This is a genomic window from Mesorhizobium sp. WSM4840, assembly GCF_055811755.1.
In genome coordinates this window covers 39557-60976 of sequence record NZ_JBVVQD010000023.1, presented here as the reverse complement: position 1 = coordinate 60976, position 21420 = coordinate 39557, and the positions used below count along the sequence as shown (strand labels likewise).

General features: G+C 62.7%; 20 protein-coding genes. 12 read left to right on the top strand and 8 right to left on the bottom strand.

What is annotated here, in order from left to right; all coding sequences use genetic code 11:
- Positions 1-58: 58 nt before the first annotated feature.
- On the bottom strand, positions 59-895 hold the full coding sequence (locus AC0L3I_RS26160; protein ID WP_473528737.1) for a universal stress protein: 837 nt from the start codon (positions 893-895) through the stop codon (positions 59-61).
- A 383-nt stretch (positions 896-1278) separates the two neighbouring features.
- Here AC0L3I_RS26160 and AC0L3I_RS26155 point away from each other — a divergent pair, with 383 nt between their 5' ends.
- The 9 genes from AC0L3I_RS26155 (at position 1279) to AC0L3I_RS26115 (ending at position 11139) form a co-directional block, all read left to right on the top strand.
- Positions 1279-2841 carry a bifunctional aminoglycoside phosphotransferase/ATP-binding protein gene (locus AC0L3I_RS26155; RefSeq protein WP_473488780.1) on the top strand — a complete coding sequence of 521 codons (1563 nt, stop codon included), beginning with the start codon at positions 1279-1281 and terminating at the stop codon, positions 2839-2841.
- A gap of 31 nt (positions 2842-2872) precedes the next feature.
- Entirely contained in the window at positions 2873-3322 is a 450-nt protein-coding gene (gene trxC, locus AC0L3I_RS26150; protein ID WP_473488779.1) for a thioredoxin TrxC, read from the top strand.
- 159 nt (positions 3323-3481) lie between these two features.
- On the top strand, positions 3482-4234 hold the full coding sequence (locus AC0L3I_RS26145) for a FadR/GntR family transcriptional regulator (protein WP_473528736.1): 753 nt from the start codon (positions 3482-3484) through the stop codon (positions 4232-4234).
- 62 nt (positions 4235-4296) lie between these two features.
- Positions 4297-5202, top strand: a complete 906-nt coding sequence (gene kdgD / locus AC0L3I_RS26140) for a 5-dehydro-4-deoxyglucarate dehydratase (RefSeq protein ID WP_473528735.1) — start codon at positions 4297-4299, stop codon at positions 5200-5202.
- A 107-nt stretch (positions 5203-5309) separates the two neighbouring features.
- The gene (locus AC0L3I_RS26135) at positions 5310-6824 is read left to right on the top strand and encodes an ABC transporter substrate-binding protein (protein WP_473528734.1); all 1515 of its coding nucleotides are present in this window, start codon (positions 5310-5312) and stop codon (positions 6822-6824) included.
- A gap of 82 nt (positions 6825-6906) precedes the next feature.
- The gene (locus tag AC0L3I_RS26130; RefSeq protein WP_473528733.1) at positions 6907-7821 is read left to right on the top strand and encodes an ABC transporter permease; all 915 of its coding nucleotides are present in this window, start codon (positions 6907-6909) and stop codon (positions 7819-7821) included.
- Between the two features lie 3 nt (positions 7822-7824).
- On the top strand, positions 7825-8748 hold the full coding sequence (locus AC0L3I_RS26125) for an ABC transporter permease (protein ID WP_473528732.1): 924 nt from the start codon (positions 7825-7827) through the stop codon (positions 8746-8748).
- Positions 8745-10382: an ABC transporter ATP-binding protein gene (locus AC0L3I_RS26120; protein WP_473528731.1), complete on the top strand. Its 1638-nt coding sequence runs from the start codon at positions 8745-8747 to the stop codon at positions 10380-10382. Before AC0L3I_RS26125 ends, AC0L3I_RS26120 begins: the two co-directional genes overlap by 4 nt.
- 268 nt (positions 10383-10650) lie before the next feature.
- Complete coding sequence (locus tag AC0L3I_RS26115) at positions 10651-11139, top strand: nucleoside deaminase (protein ID WP_473528730.1); 489 nt, start codon at positions 10651-10653, stop codon at positions 11137-11139.
- A gap of 28 nt (positions 11140-11167) precedes the next feature.
- Here the strand turns inward: AC0L3I_RS26115 and AC0L3I_RS26110 are convergent, their stop codons facing one another.
- The 7 genes from AC0L3I_RS26110 to AC0L3I_RS26080 all read right to left on the bottom strand — a co-directional run bounded on the left by AC0L3I_RS26110 (position 11168) and on the right by AC0L3I_RS26080 (position 18396).
- Positions 11168-12136, bottom strand: a complete 969-nt coding sequence (locus AC0L3I_RS26110; protein WP_473488771.1) for an ABC transporter ATP-binding protein — start codon at positions 12134-12136, stop codon at positions 11168-11170.
- 2 nt (positions 12137-12138) lie between these two features.
- On the bottom strand, positions 12139-13146 hold the full coding sequence (locus tag AC0L3I_RS26105) for an oligopeptide/dipeptide ABC transporter ATP-binding protein (RefSeq protein ID WP_192358944.1): 1008 nt from the start codon (positions 13144-13146) through the stop codon (positions 12139-12141).
- A 2-nt stretch (positions 13147-13148) separates the two neighbouring features.
- Complete coding sequence (locus AC0L3I_RS26100; RefSeq protein ID WP_123149250.1) at positions 13149-14066, bottom strand: dihydrodipicolinate synthase family protein; 918 nt, start codon at positions 14064-14066, stop codon at positions 13149-13151.
- A gap of 19 nt (positions 14067-14085) precedes the next feature.
- Positions 14086-14976 (bottom strand): ABC transporter permease, encoded by an 891-nt coding sequence (locus AC0L3I_RS26095; RefSeq protein WP_473488770.1) that lies wholly within the window; start codon positions 14974-14976, stop codon positions 14086-14088.
- Positions 14976-15935 (bottom strand): ABC transporter permease, encoded by a 960-nt coding sequence (locus AC0L3I_RS26090; protein WP_473488769.1) that lies wholly within the window; start codon positions 15933-15935, stop codon positions 14976-14978. The genes AC0L3I_RS26095 and AC0L3I_RS26090 overlap by 1 nt, the downstream gene beginning before the upstream one ends.
- Before the next feature lie 83 nt (positions 15936-16018).
- Positions 16019-17605 (bottom strand): ABC transporter substrate-binding protein, encoded by a 1587-nt coding sequence (locus AC0L3I_RS26085; RefSeq protein ID WP_473488768.1) that lies wholly within the window; start codon positions 17603-17605, stop codon positions 16019-16021.
- A gap of 41 nt (positions 17606-17646) precedes the next feature.
- Positions 17647-18396, bottom strand: a complete 750-nt coding sequence (locus AC0L3I_RS26080) for a FadR/GntR family transcriptional regulator (RefSeq protein WP_473488767.1) — start codon at positions 18394-18396, stop codon at positions 17647-17649.
- Between the two features lie 112 nt (positions 18397-18508).
- On the opposite strand from AC0L3I_RS26080, the gene AC0L3I_RS26075 reads away from it, so the two are divergent.
- From AC0L3I_RS26075 to AC0L3I_RS26065, 3 genes are read left to right on the top strand one after another with little or no spacing between them, the layout of a single operon-like run.
- The gene (locus AC0L3I_RS26075) at positions 18509-19480 is read left to right on the top strand and encodes a Gfo/Idh/MocA family protein (RefSeq protein WP_473528729.1); all 972 of its coding nucleotides are present in this window, start codon (positions 18509-18511) and stop codon (positions 19478-19480) included.
- The gene (locus AC0L3I_RS26070; protein WP_473488765.1) at positions 19477-20472 is read left to right on the top strand and encodes a Gfo/Idh/MocA family protein; all 996 of its coding nucleotides are present in this window, start codon (positions 19477-19479) and stop codon (positions 20470-20472) included. The genes AC0L3I_RS26075 and AC0L3I_RS26070 overlap by 4 nt, the downstream gene beginning before the upstream one ends.
- Positions 20462-21415: a dihydrodipicolinate synthase family protein gene (locus AC0L3I_RS26065; protein WP_473488764.1), complete on the top strand. Its 954-nt coding sequence runs from the start codon at positions 20462-20464 to the stop codon at positions 21413-21415. Before AC0L3I_RS26070 ends, AC0L3I_RS26065 begins: the two co-directional genes overlap by 11 nt.
- Positions 21416-21420 lie beyond the last annotated feature (5 nt).

The window sequence follows — 21420 nt, the reverse complement described above, 5'->3', positions numbered from 1 at the left end:
CCGGCAGAGGTCCCGCCGGCCCACCGCTTCAGTATTTGAACGACCGCCGTGAGTCTTGCTAGTGCGCCATAAGGATCGGCATCGACGGGTCTTCAAGCATCGAGACGGTGACGCCGCCGAAGATGCGCTCGCGCAACCGGGAATGACCATAGGCGCCCATCACCATCAGATCGGCGGCGATGTCGACCGCGTGCCTGCGAAGCACGTCGGCGACTGAATGATCCAAGCTGGGCAGCCGGTCGACCGTGACATTTACGCCATGCCACGCGAGATAGGCAGCGGCGTCGGCTCCGGGTTCGGCCCCGTGGCGGTATTCGTCCTCCACCGGATCGACCATGACAAGGTGCACCTCATCGGCACCTGGCAGCATGTCGAGCGACTCGCGGACGGCACGCGATGACTCCAGACGGGCGTCCCAGGCGATCAGCACGCGTTTCGGCTTCAGTGTCGGCCTCGGTCCCTCGGGGATGAGCAGCAAGGGCTTTCCCGAAGAAAACAATACGCCTTCGATCGCTTTGCTTTTCAGCGTTTCGTTGGCAAGCAACTCCGGTCCAATAGCCGTAATGTCGGCGTAGCGGGCACGGCGGCCGATGGTGTCGTCGGCCCAGCCGGCTTCCAGATATTCGCTGGAGACATCGGCCGAAAGAACCCTGCCGGCGAGAAAAGCCGACACGGCAGCGGTTCGCTTCTTCGACAGATTCTCGTCGGCCTGACGCTGTTCGAGCCAGGCTTCTGAAACGACCGCGGCGTACTCTCCGACTGGTGGCGGCGCAGCAATGGCAACCACCAGAACAGCAAGATGGGCGCCGATCTCGTTGCATAGATCGGCGGCAAGCTTGAGATCGCCGTCTCGCTTGTTCGGTCCCGTAACGGTAAGTATCGTCCTGAAAGCCATGGTGGCTGCTCCCGATTTTGCGTCAAAGCCAAATCGTCGTTGCAATAACAGCGAGACGGCTCGGCGCGTTCCTGGCGCTGAGTGAAGAACGTCGCCACGCATCATTTGATCCGTATCAACGTGGCCAGTGCCGACGCCAATAGGCTTCAGGCCGTTACGTCGTGCCGGAACATGGCGATCGCGACATGCCTGTGTGGTCGCCAACTTTCTTCCGGAGGACGCTAAGAAATACCGCCCGAACACCGGAGAAGCATCATCACGGAACGCATCCGTGACTTGGCTGGTTATATCCAGACGCTGCGGCAGCAAGGGCCTGATGGCGCGGAATTTCAGCGACCACGCTCGTCGGATTCCAAAGGTTGGATACGATAAAGAGGCATCCGATGATCGTCGAAGATCAGGAATCCGTGGCCGCGATGTTGATGGACCCTGCCGCATATGGCGAGAGCGGGCCGGTCGAGGCGATCGAAACCCATATCTCGCGTGTCTTCCTGGTTGGCCAGCGCGCCTACAAGATCAAACGAGCGGTCAAGCTGCCCTATGTCGACTTCTCGACCGCGGCGCTGCGGCTCGCCGCTTGCGAGAAGGAGGTCGAGCTCAACTCCAAGACCGCGCCCGGTCTCTATCTGGGGGTGCGGCGCATCACGCGAGAGGCCGGCGGCAAGCTCGCCTTCGATGGAAGCGGCGAACTGGTCGATGCGGCGATCGAGATGGTCCGCTTCGACCAGTCGAAGCTGCTCGATCGAATGGCAGTCGGCGGCGAACTGACGCCTGCGTTGATGACGGCGGTCGCGCGCATGATCGTGCGCTATCATCGCGGCGCGCCGGAGGTCCACAAGGGCAGCGGATCCTCGAACCTGGCAGGCGTGCTCGCCATCAACGAAGCCGGCTTTGCCACCAGCCATGTTTTCGAGCAAGCCGAGATAAAGGCATTCACCGGGATTTTTCGCACCGCCCTCGGCCGTCATTGCGAGTTGCTCGACCGGCGGGAGGCGGCAGGCAAGATCCGGCGATGCCACGGCGACCTGCATCTGCGCAACATCTGTCTCTTCGACGGAGAGCCCCGCCTCTTCGATTGCATTGAATTCAATGACCAGATCGCCAGCATCGATGTGCTTTACGACCTGGCCTTCCTGCTGATGGACCTTTGGCATCGCGGCTTTCCGGAACTCGCCAACCTGGTGATGAACCGCTACCTCGACGAAGCAGACGACGAGGACGGCTTCATTCTCTTGCCGTTTTTCATGGCAGTGCGGGCCGCGGTGCGCGCGCATGTCACCGCAACCCAGATCGAGGAAGGCAGTGCCGATTCCGGCGGGCTGATTGCCGAGGCCGGATCCTATTTCGAGCTTGCCCGAACACTTCTCCAGCCAAGGCCGCCGCGGTTGATCGCCATCGGCGGTTTGAGTGGTTCTGGCAAGACGGCCGTTGCCGAGGCACTCGCCGCACATGTCGGCGCGCCGCCCGGCGCGCGCATTGTCGAGAGCGACCGCATCCGCAAAGCCATGCATGGGGTGCCGGCCGAAACGAAGCTGCCGGACAGGGCTTATCGACCTGATGTGTCGGACCGCGTCTACCGCGAAATGGCATGGCGCGCCGACCTGATCCTTTCCGAAGGCGGTTCGGTGGTCGCCGATGCCGTCTTCGACCGGCCGGCCGATCGCGACCGCATCGAGAAGGCGGCAAACGGCAGAGACGTTGCTTTCGCCGGATTCTGGCTGGAGGCGGATCCGCTTGTTCTTTGGCGACGGGTAAGCGAGCGCCGGGGTGGCCCTTCCGATGCCACCATCGATATCCTTTCGCGGCAATTGCAACGAAAGGCCACCCCGTCCACCTGGCGCAAGGTCGACGCCGATCGAAAGCTCGCCGATATCGCCGCCGAGTTGGCAAGCGTTTCGGAAGCGGCCGCTGCTGCGCAGGGTGCTCCACTCAAGACAGCATCGTGACGGCGACGCGCATAAAGATGGGTGAATGGGCATGACGCAGGAAAAACTGGTGGTTTGCGGCAAATGCGGCGGGGTCAATCGCCTGCCGCCTGGACGGGATGCCGGGGACGCGAAATGCGGAAAGTGCGGCTCCAAGCTGTTCTCGGGCCATCCCGAGGACGTCGACGCACAGAGCTTCGATCGCCACGTCAAACGAAGCAGCCTCCCCGTTGTCGTCGACATCTGGGCACCGTGGTGCGGCCCCTGCAAGATGATGGCGCCGGCCTATGAAGCAGCAGCAAACGAACTGGAGCCGCATGTTCGCCTGATCAAGCTCAACTCCGATAATGAGCAGGCCGTTGCAGCCAGGCTCGGCATTCGCAGCATCCCGGCGATGATCCTCTTCCATGGCGGACAGGAGGTTGCGCGCACATCCGGCGCCATGACGGCGGGGCAGATCGTCAGGTGGGTCCGCGATCACCTGCCGACGGCCGCTGCCTGAAAGCCGTCACGTGTGGATGATCGCCGTGGCCGCATCAGCCAGCGAGCGCAGAAAGCCACATGATGACCTGATGGCTGTGACAAATTTCATATGATGACCTCGCTTTTGACCCGCACTGGGAGTATGGATCCTCATGACCCGGCAAAGTTTGGAGGACCCATGCAGCAGGCCGAACATCGAACGTCCCGCAGGTCGTTCGTTTCTCAGGTCGCAGATGCGCTGCGCGGCCAGATCGAAGCCGGCTTTTATGCGCCTGGCGACAAATTGCCGACAGAACCCGCGCTGATTGACCGGTTCGGGTTCAGCCGCACTGTCGTCCGGGAGGCCATTGCCGCGCTTCGCGCCGACGGGCTGGTGGAATCGCGGCAAGGCGCCGGCGTCTTCGTTCTCGGCCCGAAACCCGTCGACGAGGGATTGAAGCTCTTCACCGACGAAACGAACAAGATCTCGGACATCATCGAAGAGCTCGAGCTGCGCATCGGCATCGAAGTCGAGGCAGCGGGCCTTGCTGCAGCCCGCAGTTCGCCGGCGCAGGAGGCCGAAATCGAGGCCCAGGTCGAAAGGTTCGCCGATCTCATGGCGCAAGGACAACCCACCGACGAGGCGGACTTCCAGTTCCACATGGCGATTGCCACCGCAACGAACAACGCCCGGTTCAAGGCATTCCTCGAACATGTCGGCCGGCGGATGATCCCGCGGGTGAAGTTCAAGACGATGATGGGCGGCATCGACCCCTTGCCCAATCGCGACCATCCAATTCTGGAGGAGCACAGGGAAATCGCGGATGCGATTCTCGCCCGTGACCCGGAAAAGGCACGTGAGGCGATGCGCCGCCATTTGGTGACGGGGATTAAGCGCTATCGTGCCCTCACCGTCCGGCGCTCGACAAATCAAGACAACACCAGCAGTTGACTCGTCCGCATACTCATCATATGAATCTGGATGACATCATATTAATTGTGGGATGAGTTCCTTTGTCGCCAGATGAAATCAAGTCGCGTGTCGCTTCAGGGCTGCTGTCGTTTCCGGTCACACATTTCAACGAGGATTTCAGCCTCAATCTCGAAAGCTATCGCGCGCATGTGGAATGGCTGTCGGGGTTCGGCGCCGCTGCCCTGTTCGCGGCCGGCGGCACGGGTGAGTTCTTCTCCCTGTCGCCGGAAGAGGTCGCCGACGTTACCCGTGCAGCCAAGGATGCCTCGGGAGACGTGCCGATCATCGCCGGCTGCGGCTACGGCACGGCGCTCGCTACGGAAATCGCCCGCCGCGCCGAGGCTGCGGGAGCCGACGGTCTCTTGCTTCTGCCTCACTATCTGATGGAGGCCTCGCAAGAGGGGATATTCCGGCATGTCAAAGCCGTGTGCCAATCCACCGGCCTAGGCGTCATCATCTACAACCGTGCGAACTCGGTCGCCAATGCCGACACGGTTGCTCGCCTTGCTGACGAGTGCCCAAACCTCATCGGCTTCAAGGACGGCACAGGCAAGATCGATCTTGTCCGCCACGTCACCGCAAAACTTGGCGATCGTCTCTGCTACATCGGTGGCATGCCCACGCATGAGCTCTTTGCCGAGGGCTTCAACGGCGCCGGCGTGACGACTTATTCCTCTGCGGTGTTCAATTTTGTGCCGGAATTGGCACAGCGCTTCTACAGGGCGATGCGGACAAGCGATCGCGCTGCGATGGAAGAAATCCTGCACAGCTTCTTCTTCCCCTTCGCGGCTCTACGCGATCGAGAACAAGGTTATCCGGTGTCGATCATCAAGGCAGGCGTCGAACTCATAGGACGGACACCCGGCCCGCTTCGTCCGCCGCTGACGGATCTGAAGCCGCAGGAAAAAGACGTGCTGCGCGGATTGATCGAGAAGATCGCCGCCTAGTCGCCGGGAGATCGGCAAATTGTCGGACGAACGCGACGAGGAGGTTCGCCCGTCGCACGACAGCCAGAACGGAAGATCCCAAACGGAAGATCAAAGGGAGGAGAGACATGAATAGAAGCGTTCATACGATTGCAGCTGCCGTATTGATGACCGCTGCCGCCGCGCCATCGGCTGTCGCACAAGGTGCGGCGCAGGAAATCCGTGTCGTCCTGCCGGAGCAGCCGGCCAATCTGGAGCCCTGCGGCACCATCATCACGAATCTCGGCCAGATACTCAGCCAAAACGTTGTTGAATCGTTGACCGTCATCGATCCGGTCACCGGACAACCTCAGCCGAAATTGGCAACCGAGTGGACCAGCGTGGACCCGACGACCTGGCGGATCAAGCTGCGCGAGGGCGTGAAATTCCAGGACGGAACGGAACTCAACGCGGATGCGGTCGCATTCTCCATCAACAGGATGATCAGCGGCAAGATCACCTGCAGCAACATAGCGAAATTCGGCGATGCCAAACTAACGCTGACGCCGGTCGACGACCTGACCATCGAAATAAAGTCGGACAGGCCCGAACCCATCATGCCGACGCTGTTGAGCGTGGTCATGATCGTCTCGCCGAAAACGCCGGTCGGCCAGGCGGTGAACGATCCGGTCGGGACTGGCCCGTTCACGCTGTCGACCTTTTCCCCGCAAACCGTCGTGCTGGACGCGTTCGATGGCTATTGGGGCAAGAAGCCGGAGATCACGAAGGCAACCTATGTCTGGCGGCCCGAATCCTCGATTCGAGCGGCCATGGTCGAAACCGGGGAAGCCGACCTGACGCCGTCGATTGCCATCCAGGACGCCAGCAATCCGGAGACGGATTTCGCCTACCTGAACTCCGAAACCACCGCCATCCGCATCGATGCCGCCGAGCCGCCGCTCGACGACCTGCGCGTGCGCAAGGCGCTCAACCTGGCGATCGACTGGGAGGGCCTTGCCCAGCTGTTCGGCGACGACGTCAAGCGTGCGTCGCAGATGGTCGTCTCCGGGATCAACGGGCATGACGATGCGCTCGAGCCTTGGCCGTACGATCCGGAAGAGGCGAAAAAGCTCATCGAAGAAGCGCGCGCGGCGGGTGTCGCGGTCGACACCGAGATCAAGCTCATCGGGCGAAACGGCATCTATCCGAACGGCGCCGAAGCGATGGAGGCCATGATGACGATGTGGCAGGACGCCGGCCTCAACGTCAAGCTTACCATGCTCGATGTCGCCGACTGGCTGCGCTATCTGCAAAAGCCGTTCCCGCCGGAGCGCGGCCCCAATCTCCTGCAGATGATGCATGACAACAACAAGGGCGATGCGGCCTTCACGGTTCCGATCTTCTACCGATCGAGCGGCAGCTACTCGACCTTGGCCGATCCGGCATTCGACAAGGAGATAGACGCGGCCCTGGCGGCGACCGGCGAGGCCCGCACGAACAGCTTCAAGGCGATCTTCGGCAAGGCCCGCAACGAAGTAGTGGCGGACATCCCGATGTTTCATATGATCGGCTATACCCGCGTTGGCACCAGGCTGGAATGGAAGCCTGATATCACCACCAACAGCGAAATACCGCTGGCCAATATCGCTATCAAAAAAGACTGAGTGATACAGGGGCGCTGGGTCCGATCGAGACCCTGCGCCCTGACCCGTTGCCTCCGTCGATATCCGTCCAAGGGCATCCCAAATGATTACCTATCTTGGACGCCGCGCGTTCCACAGCATCCTGTCGGTCATAGGTCTGTTGACGCTGGTCTTTTTCCTGACACGGCTTACCGGCGATCCTTCCGCCTTGTACCTGCCTCTGGACTCGACTGCGGAAGCTCGGGCCGCGTTCGCGCGGTTGAACGGCCTCGATCAGCCGATCTATTGGCAGTTTCTGGATTATTTGCGCGATCTTCTGCAGCTGGATTTCGGTGAATCGCTGCGCCAGAACCGCTCGGCGATGCAGGTCGCGCTTGAGGCGTTCCCGGAAACGCTGAAGCTTGCCGCCGTCGCGATCACCCTGTCGACCGCTTTGGCTATCCTTGTCGGTTCTCTGGCGGCCGCACGGCCGGGCAGCATCTTCGACCGTGTCGCCAGCTTCGTCTCCCTGGCCGGCGCAAGCGCGCCGGATTTTTGGGTCGCCATCGTCGGCATCCTTGTCTTCGCCGTAGGGCTCGGGCTTTTGCCGACATCCGGCACCGGAAGCTCGGCGCATTGGATCATGCCCAGCTTCGTGCTGATGCTTCGTCCCTTCGGTCTCCTGGTGCAGGTCGTGCGCGGAACGATGCTGTCCGCACTTGCCTCTCCATACATCAAGACCGCAAGGGCCAAGGGCCTGCCCCGTCAGAAGATCATCTTCGGGCATGCGCTTCGCAATTCGCTGCTGCCCGTCGTCACGGTCGCCGGCGACTTGGCGACCAGTCTCGTCAACGGCGCTGTCGTCGTGGAATCGATATTCGGCTGGCCCGGCATCGGTAAGCTGATGATCGACTCGATCATCCAGCGCGATTTTGCTGTCGTCCAGTCGACCATTCTGGTGACGGCCACCGCCATCTTCATCCTGAACATCGCGATCGACCTGCTTTATGCGGTTCTCGATCCGCGCATCCGGTACTGAGCCATGACGATCATCACCCCCGACATCAAGCCGGCGGCCGTTCCAGGCAGCGGCAGCGTGCTTCTCTCCTATTTGAAGCGCGACAGGCTTGCGCTCGCCGCCGCTATTTTCCTGGCGATCGTCGTCATCGCGGCGGTCCTCGGCCCGTGGCTGGTGGGCGACGCCGCTTCGCGGCTGGGGCTGCGCCAGCGCAATCTCGCCCCGTTCTCGCTGGCCAGCGGCTGGATCTATGTCCTCGGCGCCGATACCCTCGGCCGGCCCATTCTGGCCAGGCTGATTGTCGGCGCGCAGAACACGTTCGGCATTGCCGCGGCTGCGGTATTCACGTCGATGCTGGTTGGCGGAACACTCGGCCTGATAGCGGGCTATTCGGAGCGCTGGTACAGCCATCTCATCCTGCGCCTGGCCGATGTCGTCATGAGCTTTCCCTCGCTGCTGCTGGCGCTCATCGTGCTCTACACGCTGGGCCCGAGCATCACCAACCTGGTGATCGTTCTCGCCGTCACGCGCATGCCGATCTACCTCAGAACGGCGCGCGCAGAGGTGCTGGAGCTGCGCGAGCGCATGTTCGTGAGCGCGGCGCGAGCCATGGGTGCGAAGCCGACCCGGATCATCGTCCGGCATATCGCACCCCTGGTCCTGCCGACACTGGTGACGATTTCCGCCATTGATTTCGCGACCGTCATTTTATCGGAATCGGCGCTGAGTTTCCTTGGCCTCGGCATTCAGCCACCTGACTTTACCTGGGGTGCAATGGTGGCAAACGGCCGCGGCTATCTCGCCACCGCCTGGTGGATCGCATTCTGGCCGGGTCTTGCGATCATGCTGACGACGCTGTCGCTCAACATCCTCTCGAACTGGGCGCGCACCGTCGCTGATCCGCAGCAACGCTGGCGTCTTCAGACATTGCGAAAAGCTGCCCGATGAGCAACGCGACCATTCTCAAAGTCGAGGGCCTGACCGTCGATTTCCTTTCGGACGATGAGCCGGTACGCGCCGTCGACGATGTCTCTTTCCACGTCAGCCGTGGCGAGACACTGGTGATCCTCGGCGAAAGCGGTTCGGGAAAGAGCGTCAGCACCAGCACGGTGATGGATCTCATCGACTGTCCGCCAGGCGATGTCGTGGCCGGTTCCTGCCTCTTCGATGGCGTCGAACTCTCGGGCCTCGGTGCCGAGGCGCGCCGAAGCATCAACGGCCGCAGAATTGCGATGATCTTTCAGGATCCGCTCGCCTATTTGAACCCCGTCTACACGGTGGGGCGCCAGATCGAGGAGGTTTATGAGAGCCACGGCGCGGGAGCCGGCAAGGACGCACGCGCCAAGACTATAGAGCTGCTTCGGCGCGTGGGCATTCCAGAGCCGGAAAACCGCGTTGACTTCTATCCGCATCAATTCTCGGGCGGACAACGTCAGCGCGTAATGATTGCCATGGCGATCGCGCTGAAACCGGACATCCTGATCGCCGATGAGCCGACGACCGCTTTGGACGTCAGCGTGCAAGCGCAGATTCTCGATCTGCTGCGTGATCTCCAGCGCGAGACCGGCATGGCGTTGATCATGATCACCCATGACCTCGAAGTCGCCGCGTCCATGGCGGACCGGATTATCGTCATGAACGGCGGCAAGGTTGTGGAGACAGGCATCGCCAAGGAGGTCTTCAGCAATCCGCAGCACGCCTATACCCGCCGCCTCATCTCCGCCCTGCCCCACGGCAACGCAGCGGGGGCGCCGAACAAGCGTTCGACGACGACCGCCGACGAGACCCTGCTCAAGGTGGAACATCTCACCAAGCACTATGTGCTTGCTTCCGGAGCCTTCAGCAGCAAGCGGACGTTCAAGGCGGTGGACGACATAAGCTTCGAGGTCAGGAGAGGAGAAACGCTCGGCATCGTCGGCGAGTCGGGCTCCGGCAAATCGAGCGTCGCACGCATGCTGTTGGGGCTGAACGAGCCAAGCGCCGGCAAGGCTGTGTTTGCCGGTGAGAACATCTTCGAAATGAACGAGAAGCGGCTTATGGCGTTTCGGCGCAAGGTCCAGATGGTATTCCAGGATCCGTACGGATCGATGAATCCGCGCATGCGCGTTTATTCGATCATTTCCGAACCCTGGGTGATCCACCGCGATATTCTGCCGAAGAACAGGTGGAAGGCTCGAGTGGCAGAGCTGCTGGAATTGGTGGGGCTGTTGCCGGAGCACGCCGACCGCTACCCGCATCAGTTTTCCGGCGGCCAGCGACAGCGCATCGCCATTGCACGGGCGCTTGCGAGCGAGCCGGAACTGATCGTCTGTGACGAGGCGGTTTCGGCGCTCGACATCTCTATCCAGACGCAGGTGATCGACCTTCTGGCCGACCTTAGGACGAGGCTCAGCCTCTCCTATATCTTCATCACACACGACCTGCCGATCGTGCGCCATTTCGCGGACCGGATCATGGTCATGAAAGATGGACGCATTGTCGAGGAAGGCCAAACCGCGGCGCTGTTCGGGGCGCCTCGCCACGAATATACGCAAAGCCTGTTGCAGGCTGTGCCCAGGCCCAAATGGCTTACGCAAGCCTAGTAGTCCTCATCCTCCCGCAGTCAGCCCTTGAACAGCCGAACGTCAAGCTCGAACGGATCGATCCGTGCGATTTTAATTCGGGCCGCGGCAGGATGACGAGGATTGATGAGGACATTCTGGTCTGGTCCGTCCGAGATCGGGACAATGGCTGACGGAACAAAGAACACAACGACGCTGTTCAGCCACTCATTGCCGAGCTGAATCCACCCACTTGAGTCGGCGGATTGTTCGGCACTATGATCAAACGGCGCTGCCGGAGGATCCGCCGATGCCACAACGCCCCTATGATGAGCGCCTGCTCCGTCAGGCGTTCGAAGTCGCGCGCAGGGCCCGCGATGCTGGCGAACATCCCTTTGGTTCGCTCCTCGCCGACAAAGACGGCAATGTGTTGCGCGAGCAACTCAACGGTTACAAATCCGGAGGAGGCGACCGCACCGCTCATGCCGAAAGGCTGCTGGCCTCGTGGGCGGGGATGCATTTCAGTCTCGAAAAGCTGGCCTCCTTCACACTCTACACTTCGGCCGAACCTTGCGCGATGTGCTCCGGGACAATCTATTGGGCGGGCATCGGAAGGGTCGTCTTTGGGCAGAGCGAGCATGACGTCAAAGCATTGACGGGTGCACACGCCGAGAATCCCACACTCGACCTCCCCTGCACGATCGTTTTCGAAGCTGGGCAGCGTCCGACTGAAGTCGTCGGCCCGCTGCTTGCCGATGAAGCGGCGCAACTCCACGCCGATTTCTGGGAAGACAAGTAGCTCAATTCGCGCGGAAAACGAGTGAGTGCTAGGCGATATCGTCGCGAATGCAGGCCTTCAGATGGCCATCGGACGTTGTTGCCCGCAGTGGCGGGACGATTCCGGCGCAAGCATCCAGGGCAACCGGGCAACGGGTTCGGAAAACACACCCGGTTGGCGGATTTGCCGGGCTTGGAATGTCGCCCTTCAGCACCTGCCGGCCTTGCTTGGCCAGTGGGTCGAGCGAGGGAATGGCCGAGAGCAGCGCGCGCGTATAGGGATGCTGCGGCCGGGCATAGAGCGCGGCGGCAGGCGCGACTTCCATGATCCGGCCGAGGTAGAGAACGATCACCGTGTCGCAGATATATTCGACGACGGCCAGGTCATGCGAAATGAACAGCATGGTCAGACCGAGCCGGACCTGCAGGTCGCGCAAAAGATTGATGATCTGCGCCTGGATCGAGACATCGAGGGCAGAGACCGGCTCGTCGGCGACGATGAATTCGGGTTCGAGCGTAAGCGCCCTGGCGATGCCGATGCGCTGACGCTGCCCGCCCGAAAATTCGTGGGCGTAGCGGTCATAGGCGTCGACCGGCAACTCGACCGCGGCAAGTGCCTTCTCCGCCCTCGCCCGCCGCTCGGGCCTGTTGCCGATGCCCTGAATATCCAGGCCTTCGGTCAGGATCTGCCCGATGGTCATGCGCGGCGACAGACTGGCGAACGGATCCTGGAAAATATATTGCATCTTGCGGCGCTGGCGAGTCAGCGAGCCGGCGCTCAGCTTGGTGATATCGACGCCGTCAAATCTTATTTCGCCGGACGTCGGCTCGATGAGACGCAGCACCGAGCGGCCGATCGTGGTCTTGCCCGATCCGGATTCGCCAACGAGACCGACCACCTGGCCGCGCGCAATGTCGAAGGAAATATCTTCCAGCGCCCTGACGACGGGACCGCGCGAGAACGCCGTCGGCGCAAAATGCTTGGTCAGGTACCTGACCGAAAGGAAGGGGGCGTCCACTATCAGAGATCCTCCCAGCGCAAACAACGGCTTTGCTGGGTCGGTGTCGCCGCGAACAATGGCGGTACAGCAGTGCGGCAGGCATCGACAGCCAGGGCGCAACGCGGCGCGAAGGAGCAGCCATTGGGCAGCAAGGCCAGCGACGGAACATTGCCGGCGATGGTCGGAAGTGGCGTTCCTGCTGCCTTCAGCATGGTGGCCTGGCCGAGCCGCGGCACCGAACGCATCAGCCCGGCGGTGTAGGGATGACGCGGACGAGTGAACACCTCGCTCACCGGACCCGATTCCACGATGCGCCCGGCATACATCACCGCGACCCGGTCGGCGATCTCGGCAACGACGCCGAGATTGTGCGTGACGAACAGAATGCCCATGCCGCGTTGCGCCTGCAGCTCGGCCAGCAGGTCGAGAATCTGGGCCTGGATGGTGACGTCGAGCGCAGTGGTCGGCTCGTCGGCGATCAGCAAGGTCGGATCGCAGGACAATGCCATGGCGATGGTGGCGCGCTGGCGCATCCCTCCCGACAGCTCATGCGGGTATTGCCGCGCCCGCCGATCGGGATCGGGAATGCCGACCTGAGCCAGCAGTCGCACGGCATCAGTGGCCGCATCACGATGCGACTTGCCGAGATGGATGCGGATCGGCTCGGCGATCTGTTCGCCGATGGTGTAGACCGGATTGAGGCTGGTCATCGGCTCCTGGAACACCATGCCGATGTCGTTGCCGCGCACCTTGCGCAGCGACTCAGGATCGAGGCCGGTCAGCTCGGTGACAGTGCCGTCCCTGCGCCGCAGCGCGATCGATCCCTCGGCGATGCGCCCGATCTTCTTCGGCAGCAGGCCGATGATCGACAGGCTGGTGACGGATTTGCCCGATCCGGACTCGCCGACCAGCGCGACCGTCTCGCCCGAACCTATCACCAGATCGACGTCCTGCACGGCGGCGATGTCGCGTCCGGCGATACGGAACACCGCCCGCAGACCGGAAATCGAGAGTATCGGAGCGTCCACGGTCAGCGGAGCAATCCGACGTCGCGAAGGATGATTTCGACCTTTGCGGTTTCCTCGTCGTTCAAGCTGCGTTGCGGCCGCGCCATGGTGTTGGAGGCGATGATGCCGAGGCTCTTCATCGCGCTCTTGAAGGCGCCGACGCCGGCCGAGCCGGCGCTTGTCCTGCCGAGCGAGATCCAGACGATCTCGAACAGCTTCAACAGCCGCTCCTGCTCCAGGCGGGCTTCGGCGTGCTGACCCGCCTGCATCAGGTTCCACAGCCTGACGTAGCCGTGCGGGTCGACATTGGCGAGGCCCGGCACGACACCATGCGCACCCATGGCAAGCACGCTGTCGACCAGGATCTCGGACCCGGTCATGCCGAAGAAACTCGGATCGTTGGCCATGTCCTTGAGCACATAACGCAGATTGCCGTCATCGCCGCTGGAATCCTTGATACCGGCGATAACGCCTTCGCTGGCAAGGCCGACGGTGGTCCTGCGCTCCAGCTTGACATGGACGCAGACCGGGATGTCGTAGGCGATGATCGGGATGTCAACCGCGTCCTTGATATAGCGGAAATGATCGCCGATCTCGGGCTGGCTGGTGCGGGTATAGAAGGGCGCTGTGACCACAACAGCGTCGGCGCCGGCCGATCTGGCTGTCCGGGCGTGGTTGATGACACGATCGGTTGTCGGGTCGATGACCCCGGCGAAGATCGGAACGCGGCCGTTGTTGACCTTGACCGCGTGCTCGATGATGGCCCTGCGGCCGGCCTCGTCATGGAAGACTACTTCGCTGGTCGAGCCGAGCACGAAGAGCCCGTGGACGCCGCCGTCGAGCAGGTTTTCGATCGTCCGGGTGAACGACGGCAAGTCGACACTGAAATCGGAATGGAGCGGGGTGACGACAGGTGGCACGACGCCGGTAAACAGGGGCATTTTTGAAAAAACCTTCAGGTCAGTTGAGATCGGAACGGGGGTCGAATGCATCGCGCAGGCCATCGCCGATGAAGTTGATGGCCAGGACGGTGAGCACGAGGACGGCGCCGGGAAACATCCATTGCCAGGGATATTGCTCGAGCACCACGGTGGAGCGGGCGAGATTGAGCATGTTGCCCCAGCTGGCTTCGGGCGGCGCGATGCCGAGACCGAGGAAGGAGAGACCGGCTTCGAGTAGAATGGCGTTGGCGATCTGCAGCGTGGCGTAGACGACAAGAATGTCGATGCAGTTCGGCAGGCCGTGACGGAACAGGAGATGCGGCAGCCCCGCCCCCATGCCACGGGCGGCGACGACGAAGTCACGCTCGCGCAGCTCGAGCAGCCGGGCGCGCACCATGCGCGACAGCACCGGCCAGGAGAGCAGCGAGATCACCAGGATGGTCGGCGCAATGCCGGTGCCGGCAATCGAAGCGAGCACGAGCAGGAAGATCACCGGCGGCAGCGTCATTGCGAGATCGACGAAGCGCATCACCGTGCCGTCGACAAGGCGCCCGCCGAAGCTGGCGACGGCGCCGACCAGGAAGCCGATGACGATCGATATGGCGACCGAGCATACGGCGACCAGCAGCGAGATCCGCCCGCCTTGCAGCAGCCGGGCCATGACGTCGCGGCCGACGCCGTCGCTGCCTAGCCAATGAATGGCGGACGGTCCCTTGTTGATCGCCCTGAGATCGATGGAGTTGGGGCTGAACGGCCACCATAGAGGATAGGTCGAGACTGCCAGCAGGATGGGGACGACGATAAGCAGACCGGCGCGCGCCGCACGGTTCTCAAAGAAGCGGTCGACCGCGCGGCGGAGCGGTCCCTTGGTTTTCGGCACGGCTGTCGGGTCTGGCGCGGTGATTGTCATCACGACACCTGAATGCGCGGGTCGACGACGGCATAGACAATATCGGTCAGGAGATTGACCAGGATGACGCAGATGCCGATTACCAAGGTGGCGCCCATGATCACCGGGTAATCCCTTGTGCCGACGGCGTTGACCAGCAGCAGGCCCATGCCCGGCCAGTTGAACACGCTTTCGAGGAAGATGGCGCCGCCGATCGCGATGCCGACCGTCGAGCCGATCAGGGTGATAACAGGTAAAAGCGCATTGCGGGTCGCGTGCTTGATGATCACCCAGAATTCGCGCACTCCCTTGGCGCGCGCGGTCCGCACATAGTCCTGGTTGAGCACTTCCAGCAGCGACGCGCGCATGTAGCGCATGATCAGCGCGGCGTGTCCGATGGACAGCAGGCAGGCGGGCAGGACGAGATGCGCGAGCACGTCCGATACGGAAAAAGGTGCGCCGGCGGTCTGCATGCCGCCTGATGGCGCCCAGCGCAACAGCACCGAGAAAAAGTACAGCCCGAGAAGTGCCGTCAGAAAAGCCGGGCTGGAGATGCCGACGAAAGAAACCACCGACAGAGCGATGTCGGGCAGCGTGTTACGGCGGACGGCGCTGAAGATGCCGGCGGAAATGCCGAGCACGATGGCGATGGCCAGGCCGGTGCCCATCAACAGCGCGGTTGGGCCGATGCGCTCCATGACCAGCGGCAGCACGGCAACGCCGCCGCGCTGGATCGAATAGCCGAAGTCGCCGCCGAGCGCGGCGCGAAGCCAGGCGAGATATTGCACGGGAAGCGGCTGGTCGAGCCCAAGCCGGTCGCGCAGGACTTCAACGTCGGAAGCAGACATCGGGCTGGACGGGTTGATATAGGCGTCGATCGGATCGCCGGGCGCCAGCCGCAGAAGGATGAAGATGAGGACGCTCAGGGCGACCAGCATCAACAGTCCTGTAGCGCTGCGGCGGGCAATGAAACTCAGCATTGGCTATCCGTGGTGATGGTGAGCGGGGCCGGTATCGTGCCGGCCCGTTTCATTGGCGCGCCGGCGTGGCCCGCCAGCCGTTTTTACTGGATATCCCAGCGTTCCGGGTGAGCCGCATAAGGACCGCCGGCCGGCGCCGGCGTCCAGACAAAGTCACGCAGCTTGTTGGAGGCGACGCCATAGCGATTGGCCACCCATAATGTCGCCCAGGGCAGATCCTTGTTCATCACCTTGCAGACTTGCTGCCAGGATTGATCGATCTTGGCCGGATCGGTCTGGCCGAGCGCGGCGTCCAATGCAGCGCTGAGATCGTCGAACTCGATGCGCATGGTGTTGAAGCCTGCCGGCGGGATCTGGGACTTGTTGAGACCCGGGCTGATGCCAGCCGGATTCGGGCCGTTCTGCAGGCCGGCATAGACCATCGCAAACGCGTTCCAGTCCGGCGTGCCTTCCTTGTAGACGATGCCGTTATAAGTCGGCGTATCGACGACGCGCGGCACCACATTGATCCCGACCTCGGCCAGCATCGACTGGATGGCAGCCATCACATTGGCCGCTTGCGGCGAGCCGTAATAGGTCAGCAAGGTGATCGGCTTGTCGCCGTTGATCTTGTCCCAGCCAGCCTCGGCAAGCAGAGCCTTGGCCTTTGCCGGATCATAGGCATAGGGTTCGAGGCCTTCGGGAAGCAGGTGCGGCGCGACGTAGCCGCAATTGGCCGGTTTGGCCGCCCCGCCATAGAGGCTCTCGATGATCGCATTGCGATCGATCGCGTACATGATCGCCTGGCGCACGCGAACATCCCTAAAGAGCTCGACCTTCTGGTTGAGGCCGATGTAGTTGACCACATAGGAGGCGCCCTCGATCACCTTGAAATTGCTGTCGCTCTTGAAGGATACCGCATCGTCGGGCTCGACATAGGTGAACTGGATTTCTCCGGCGCGCAGCGCGGCAACGGCCGCCGCCGGGCTTTCGAAATACCTGTTGATGAGCACGTCGACCTTCGGCTTGCCGCCGCGATAGTCGTCATCCGCGGCCAGTTCGACATATTGATCGCTAACATAGCGCTTGAACTTGAAAGGGCCGGTGCCGACCGGAGTGGTGGACCACCAGGTGCTTGTGGCCAGCGTTTCCGGCGGCATCGCGGCCAGGGCATGCTCCGGTAGGATCATCACCTGCGAGAGAACCGACAGGAAGGAGCCGTTGGGCTTCGACAATTTGACGACCACGGTGCGATCGTCCGGCGCGTCGACCGACGCGATGTCGCCGAGGCGCGCGGCAAACAAACTGCCGGAGGCTTTGTTCCTGGCGAGCTCAAGCGTGAACTTGACGTCCTTGGATGTGAACGGCTTGCCGTCGTGCCAGCTCTCCTGGGCAAGGTTGAACGTATAGGTCAGCTTGTCGTCGCTGACCTTGTAGCCCTTGGCCAGATCGCCTTCGAGTTCGGTCAGATCGGCGTTGTAGATGACCAGCGGTTCAAAATAGGTGCTGAGCCAGGTAAAGCCGCCGGTCGCGGCCAGCGGATTGAAGTTCTTGGGAAAGCCGCCGGGCCCGACGTCGAAGCCCCCGGTGATGGTCTTGGCGTCCTGTGCCTGGACGCTAGTGGCCAGGCCGATGCCGCCGAGCAGCAGTCCGGTAACGGCCAGATGACGAGCGATAGTCTTGATGCGCATGGTATTCCTCCCTTTGCATTGTCAGGTAGTCCGGCGTTGGGTCAGGTAATCCGGTTTTTGGCGATGACTTGCTGAATACCCCTGTAGTGGTCGTCGAGGCGCTCGCGCGCCCGGTCGACGTCCTTGGCGGCGACGGCCTCGACGATCTCGTGATGGTCGCGCCACGTCGCCAGCGGTGTCGGATTGTCGAGGCTGGTGAAGTTCGAGGCCTTGTTGAACGCCACCCAGAAGATGTCGATCAGCGCGCTCAGCATGTGATTGTTCTGGCAGCGGAACAGCAGCTGGTGGAACTGCTGGTCCTCTTCGGCAAAGCTCTCCTGGCGCTCGGCGCGCCGCCGCATGCTTTCGGTCAGCTGGCGCAGCGCGGCGATGTCTTCGGCGCTGATCATCTCGATCGTCTTGGCGATCAGGCCGGTTTCAAGGACCCGGCGGATCTCGCGCAGCTCCTCGACGTCGCGCAACGAGTCCTGCAGGCCATATGCCAAATTATCCAGCAAGGGCTTGAACGAGAATTCCTTGACGAACACACCGATGCCGCGACGCGTCTCCAGAATGCCGATCGACTCCAGCGCCTTGATCGCTTCACGCACCGAGTTGCGGCCGACGCCGAGCCGCTGCGCCAGGAAGGTCTCCGGAGGCAAGGGGTCCCCCGCCTTGAGCTTGTTGCTCTGGATATATTTCCTGAGGCTCTCCTGCACGCTGACGTGAAGCAGCGGCGGTCGGGTCAGCGGTTCGATCGATTTTTGTTCCGAGATCAACTTGGTCTCCGAGATCGATTTGGGTTCCGGCATTTTGCTCCCAGAGCCGCTGCAAATGCGCCCGATGGCGCGTCGCAAAAGCGGTCGATGCTTGTAGCATAGCGACTTGTAGGATATCCTGCAAGCAAGAGGATTACATCGCTGAATGAAGATAGTTCTGGCCGGCTCAAGCCATTGGCACGCCGAAATGCATCTCGACGCCGCAAAGTCTTGTGGCGCCGAGATTGCCGGCATCTGGGATGAGGACGCGGAGCATGCACGCGCCTTCGCGGCGCGCCATCATTTGCCGTTCATCACCGATTTTGCGAAAATCCTCTCCAACCCGCCCGACGTGGTCCTGTTGATGGGACATCCTTCGACGGTGCCGGCGCTAGCGCGTGCCGTCATCGAAGCCGGCATACCGCTGATCCTGGAAAAGCCGGCGGCGAGCAGCACCGCAGCGTTGGCCGCGCTGCGCGACTTGGCGAGGCAGCACAAGGCGTTTGTCAGCGTTCCCCTGCCCAACCGTTTTGGGCCGGCCGTCGCTGCCTTTGAACGGCTGCGCAGCCAAGGCCGCGCCGGTGCGGTTGCGCATTGCCAGTTCCGGCTGGTCAACGGCCCGCCGCAGCGCTACGCGGCCGAAGGCGTTGCCTGGGTCGTGGATCCGGCGATCGGCGGCGGCGGCGCGCTGAGGAACCTAGGCATACACGGCGTCGACGCCGCGCTCGGTCTGGCAACAGGCGGGCTTGGACTGAAAGCCGTTTCGATCGAGAACCGCATTCACCGCGCCTTGGTCGAGGATCATGCGCTGCTTATGCTGGAAGACGCTGCCGGAACGTTGTTCATCATCGAGGCCGGATACACTTTCGCGTCGATGCGCCCCGGCGGCGACTTCGAATGGCGCATCGTCAGTGAGAATGCGACCCTCATCGACTATGGCGACCGCGCCATCTGTGCGACGCTCGACGATGGCGCTATCGTCGACCTGGCGATCGAATTGCCGGCGACGCGCTACCGGCTGTGCATGAGCGACACGCTCGACCGGCTGGCTCGAACGGCGCCGCCGGCGACTTCAATCGATGACTATGTTGCGGCGATGTCGCTGATCGACGCCGCGTATGACAAGGCAGGACGATGATTGGAATAGGCATTATCGGAGCCGGCGATTTCGGCGCGGCCCACGCAAGGGCAATCAAGCAAGTGCACGGCCTGCATCTCGTCGCATCGTGCCGCGGGAACAACGATGCCCTGGCCGCCTTCACCAGCGAACACGGTGGTCGCGGCTACACCGACTGGCGCAAGCTGCTGGACGACAGGGATGTCGACGCCGTCCTCATCGCCAGCCCTCACCATCTCCATGCCGAGATGGCGATCGGTGCGGCAAGGGCCGGCAAGCACATCATGCTCGAAAAGCCGATGGCGCCGACGGCGGCGGCCTGCGATGCGATCAATGCCGCCGTGGCCGCCGGTGGCGTCAAGCTGATGGTCGCCCATCTCATGCATCTCGCCCTGCCCTGCATGGCCGCCAGGCAGGCGCTAGAGGAAGGAGCGCTCGGCCGGCCGCTCATCGGATCGAGCTGGATCATCAAACTCTGGATGGAGCACAATCGCCGCGACTGGCATCTGCGCAAGGCGACCGGCGGCGGCATGCTGTTGACCGCCGGCATTCATGCGCTCGACCGCCTGGTCTGGCTGATGGATGACGACGTCGTGTCGGTAAGCGCCATGCTCGGCGCCAAGTTCCATGACCAGGAAGCCGACGACACCGCCCTGCTCGGACTGCGCTTCGCCGGCGGCGGGCTCGGCCAGGTGCAGAGCGTCGGCTATCGCAATGGCGCGGCCGGCTACGCTATGGACCTGGTCTGCGAGCAGGGGACGCTGCGCATCGACATGGACCGCGGCACGATGCTTGGCCGCGATACCACCTGGATCGACCTGCCCGGTTCCTTCGAGCCGAACTGGATGCACAATGCGCTGGTGCGTGAGTGGAGCGCGATGCGCGATGCCATTGCCGACGACAAGCCGGTGCCGGTCGACGGCGCCTATGGTCGCAAGATCATCGGCATCATCGAGGCCGCCTTTGCGTCGAACGAAACCCGGCGCGAACACGAGATCGCCGGTGCGCGCTGAACCGGACGACCACCTGAGCCACTTGCCCGCACACGCGCCGCGCGGCGTCTGGGGCGCGGTGATGCTGGCCATCGACGATCGTGCAGCGATCGACTGGGAGGCGACGGGCGAGACGGTCGCACGGCTCTGTGCATCAGGTGTCGATGGCATCTATTCCAACGGCACGGCCTGCGAATTCCACTGCCAGACCGAACCCGAGTTCGACCGTCTTTGCGACCTGGTGGCCGCGATAGCCGGCCGCTCGCGCCTGCCCTTCCAGATCGGCATCAGCCAGTCCAATCCGCGCGTCGCGCGCGAGCGGTTGATGCGGGCATCGGCGCTTCGCCCGGCGGCAGTGCAATTCACCTTGCCCGATTGGTGGCCGCCCAGCGATGACGAGGTCATGCGCTTCGTCGGCGGTCTTTGCGAGACCGCGCCTGACATGCCTCTGGTGCTATACAATCCACCGCACGCCAAGCGCCGCCTGATGCTCCAAGGCATCGCCGGGCTGCGTGCGGCCGTGCCGTCGCTGGTCGGCGCCAAGCTGCCGGGCGGCGACGCCAGCTGGTACGCCGACATGCGCCGCGAACTGCCGGGATTTTCGATCTTCGTGCCCGGCCATACGCTGGCGACTGGGTATGCACTGGGCGCCCACGGCAGCTATTCCAACGTTGCCTGCCTCAACCCGAAGGGCGCGGTGACGTGGTGGCAGATGATCCGCACCAACGTCGCAGCCGCTGCCGAGGTCGAGAAGCGCATCCAGGCTTTTCTCGCCACGCACGTTCTGCCTTTTCGCGCTCGCTACGCTGTCAGCGATGCGGCGCTCGACAAAGCGATGGTGGCGGCCGGCGGCTGGGCGCCGCTTGGCCCGCGACTGCTCTGGCCCTACAGCTCGGTTCCCGACGAGGAGATCGCGACGCTGGCCGAAGCCGCACGCACGGCCTTCCCCGAATGGTGGCAGTGACCGTC

Excerpts from the sequence above, each read along its gene's own strand:
- trxC (WP_473488779.1), top strand. The coding sequence starts at position 2,873 with ATGACGCAGGAAAAACTGGTGGTTTGCGGCAAATGCGGCGGGGTCAAT.
- AC0L3I_RS26100 (WP_123149250.1), bottom strand. The coding sequence starts at position 14,066 with ATGCCCCTGTTTACCGGCGTCGTGCCACCTGTCGTCACCCCGCTCCAT.
- AC0L3I_RS26095 (WP_473488770.1), bottom strand. The coding sequence starts at position 14,976 with ATGACAATCACCGCGCCAGACCCGACAGCCGTGCCGAAAACCAAGGGA.
- AC0L3I_RS26130 (WP_473528733.1), top strand. The coding sequence starts at position 6,907 with ATGATTACCTATCTTGGACGCCGCGCGTTCCACAGCATCCTGTCGGTC.
- AC0L3I_RS26155 (WP_473488780.1), top strand. The coding sequence starts at position 1,279 with ATGATCGTCGAAGATCAGGAATCCGTGGCCGCGATGTTGATGGACCCT.
- AC0L3I_RS26125 (WP_473528732.1), top strand. The coding sequence starts at position 7,825 with ATGACGATCATCACCCCCGACATCAAGCCGGCGGCCGTTCCAGGCAGC.
- AC0L3I_RS26090 (WP_473488769.1), bottom strand. The coding sequence starts at position 15,935 with ATGCTGAGTTTCATTGCCCGCCGCAGCGCTACAGGACTGTTGATGCTG.
- AC0L3I_RS26160 (WP_473528737.1), bottom strand. The coding sequence starts at position 895 with ATGGCTTTCAGGACGATACTTACCGTTACGGGACCGAACAAGCGAGAC.
- AC0L3I_RS26120 (WP_473528731.1), top strand. The coding sequence starts at position 8,745 with ATGAGCAACGCGACCATTCTCAAAGTCGAGGGCCTGACCGTCGATTTC.
- AC0L3I_RS26085 (WP_473488768.1), bottom strand. The coding sequence starts at position 17,605 with ATGCGCATCAAGACTATCGCTCGTCATCTGGCCGTTACCGGACTGCTG.
- AC0L3I_RS26075 (WP_473528729.1), top strand. The coding sequence starts at position 18,509 with ATGAAGATAGTTCTGGCCGGCTCAAGCCATTGGCACGCCGAAATGCAT.
- AC0L3I_RS26135 (WP_473528734.1), top strand. The coding sequence starts at position 5,310 with ATGAATAGAAGCGTTCATACGATTGCAGCTGCCGTATTGATGACCGCT.
- AC0L3I_RS26080 (WP_473488767.1), bottom strand. The coding sequence starts at position 18,396 with ATGCCGGAACCCAAATCGATCTCGGAGACCAAGTTGATCTCGGAACAA.
- AC0L3I_RS26115 (WP_473528730.1), top strand. The coding sequence starts at position 10,651 with ATGCCACAACGCCCCTATGATGAGCGCCTGCTCCGTCAGGCGTTCGAA.
- AC0L3I_RS26145 (WP_473528736.1), top strand. The coding sequence starts at position 3,482 with ATGCAGCAGGCCGAACATCGAACGTCCCGCAGGTCGTTCGTTTCTCAG.
- AC0L3I_RS26070 (WP_473488765.1), top strand. The coding sequence starts at position 19,477 with ATGATTGGAATAGGCATTATCGGAGCCGGCGATTTCGGCGCGGCCCAC.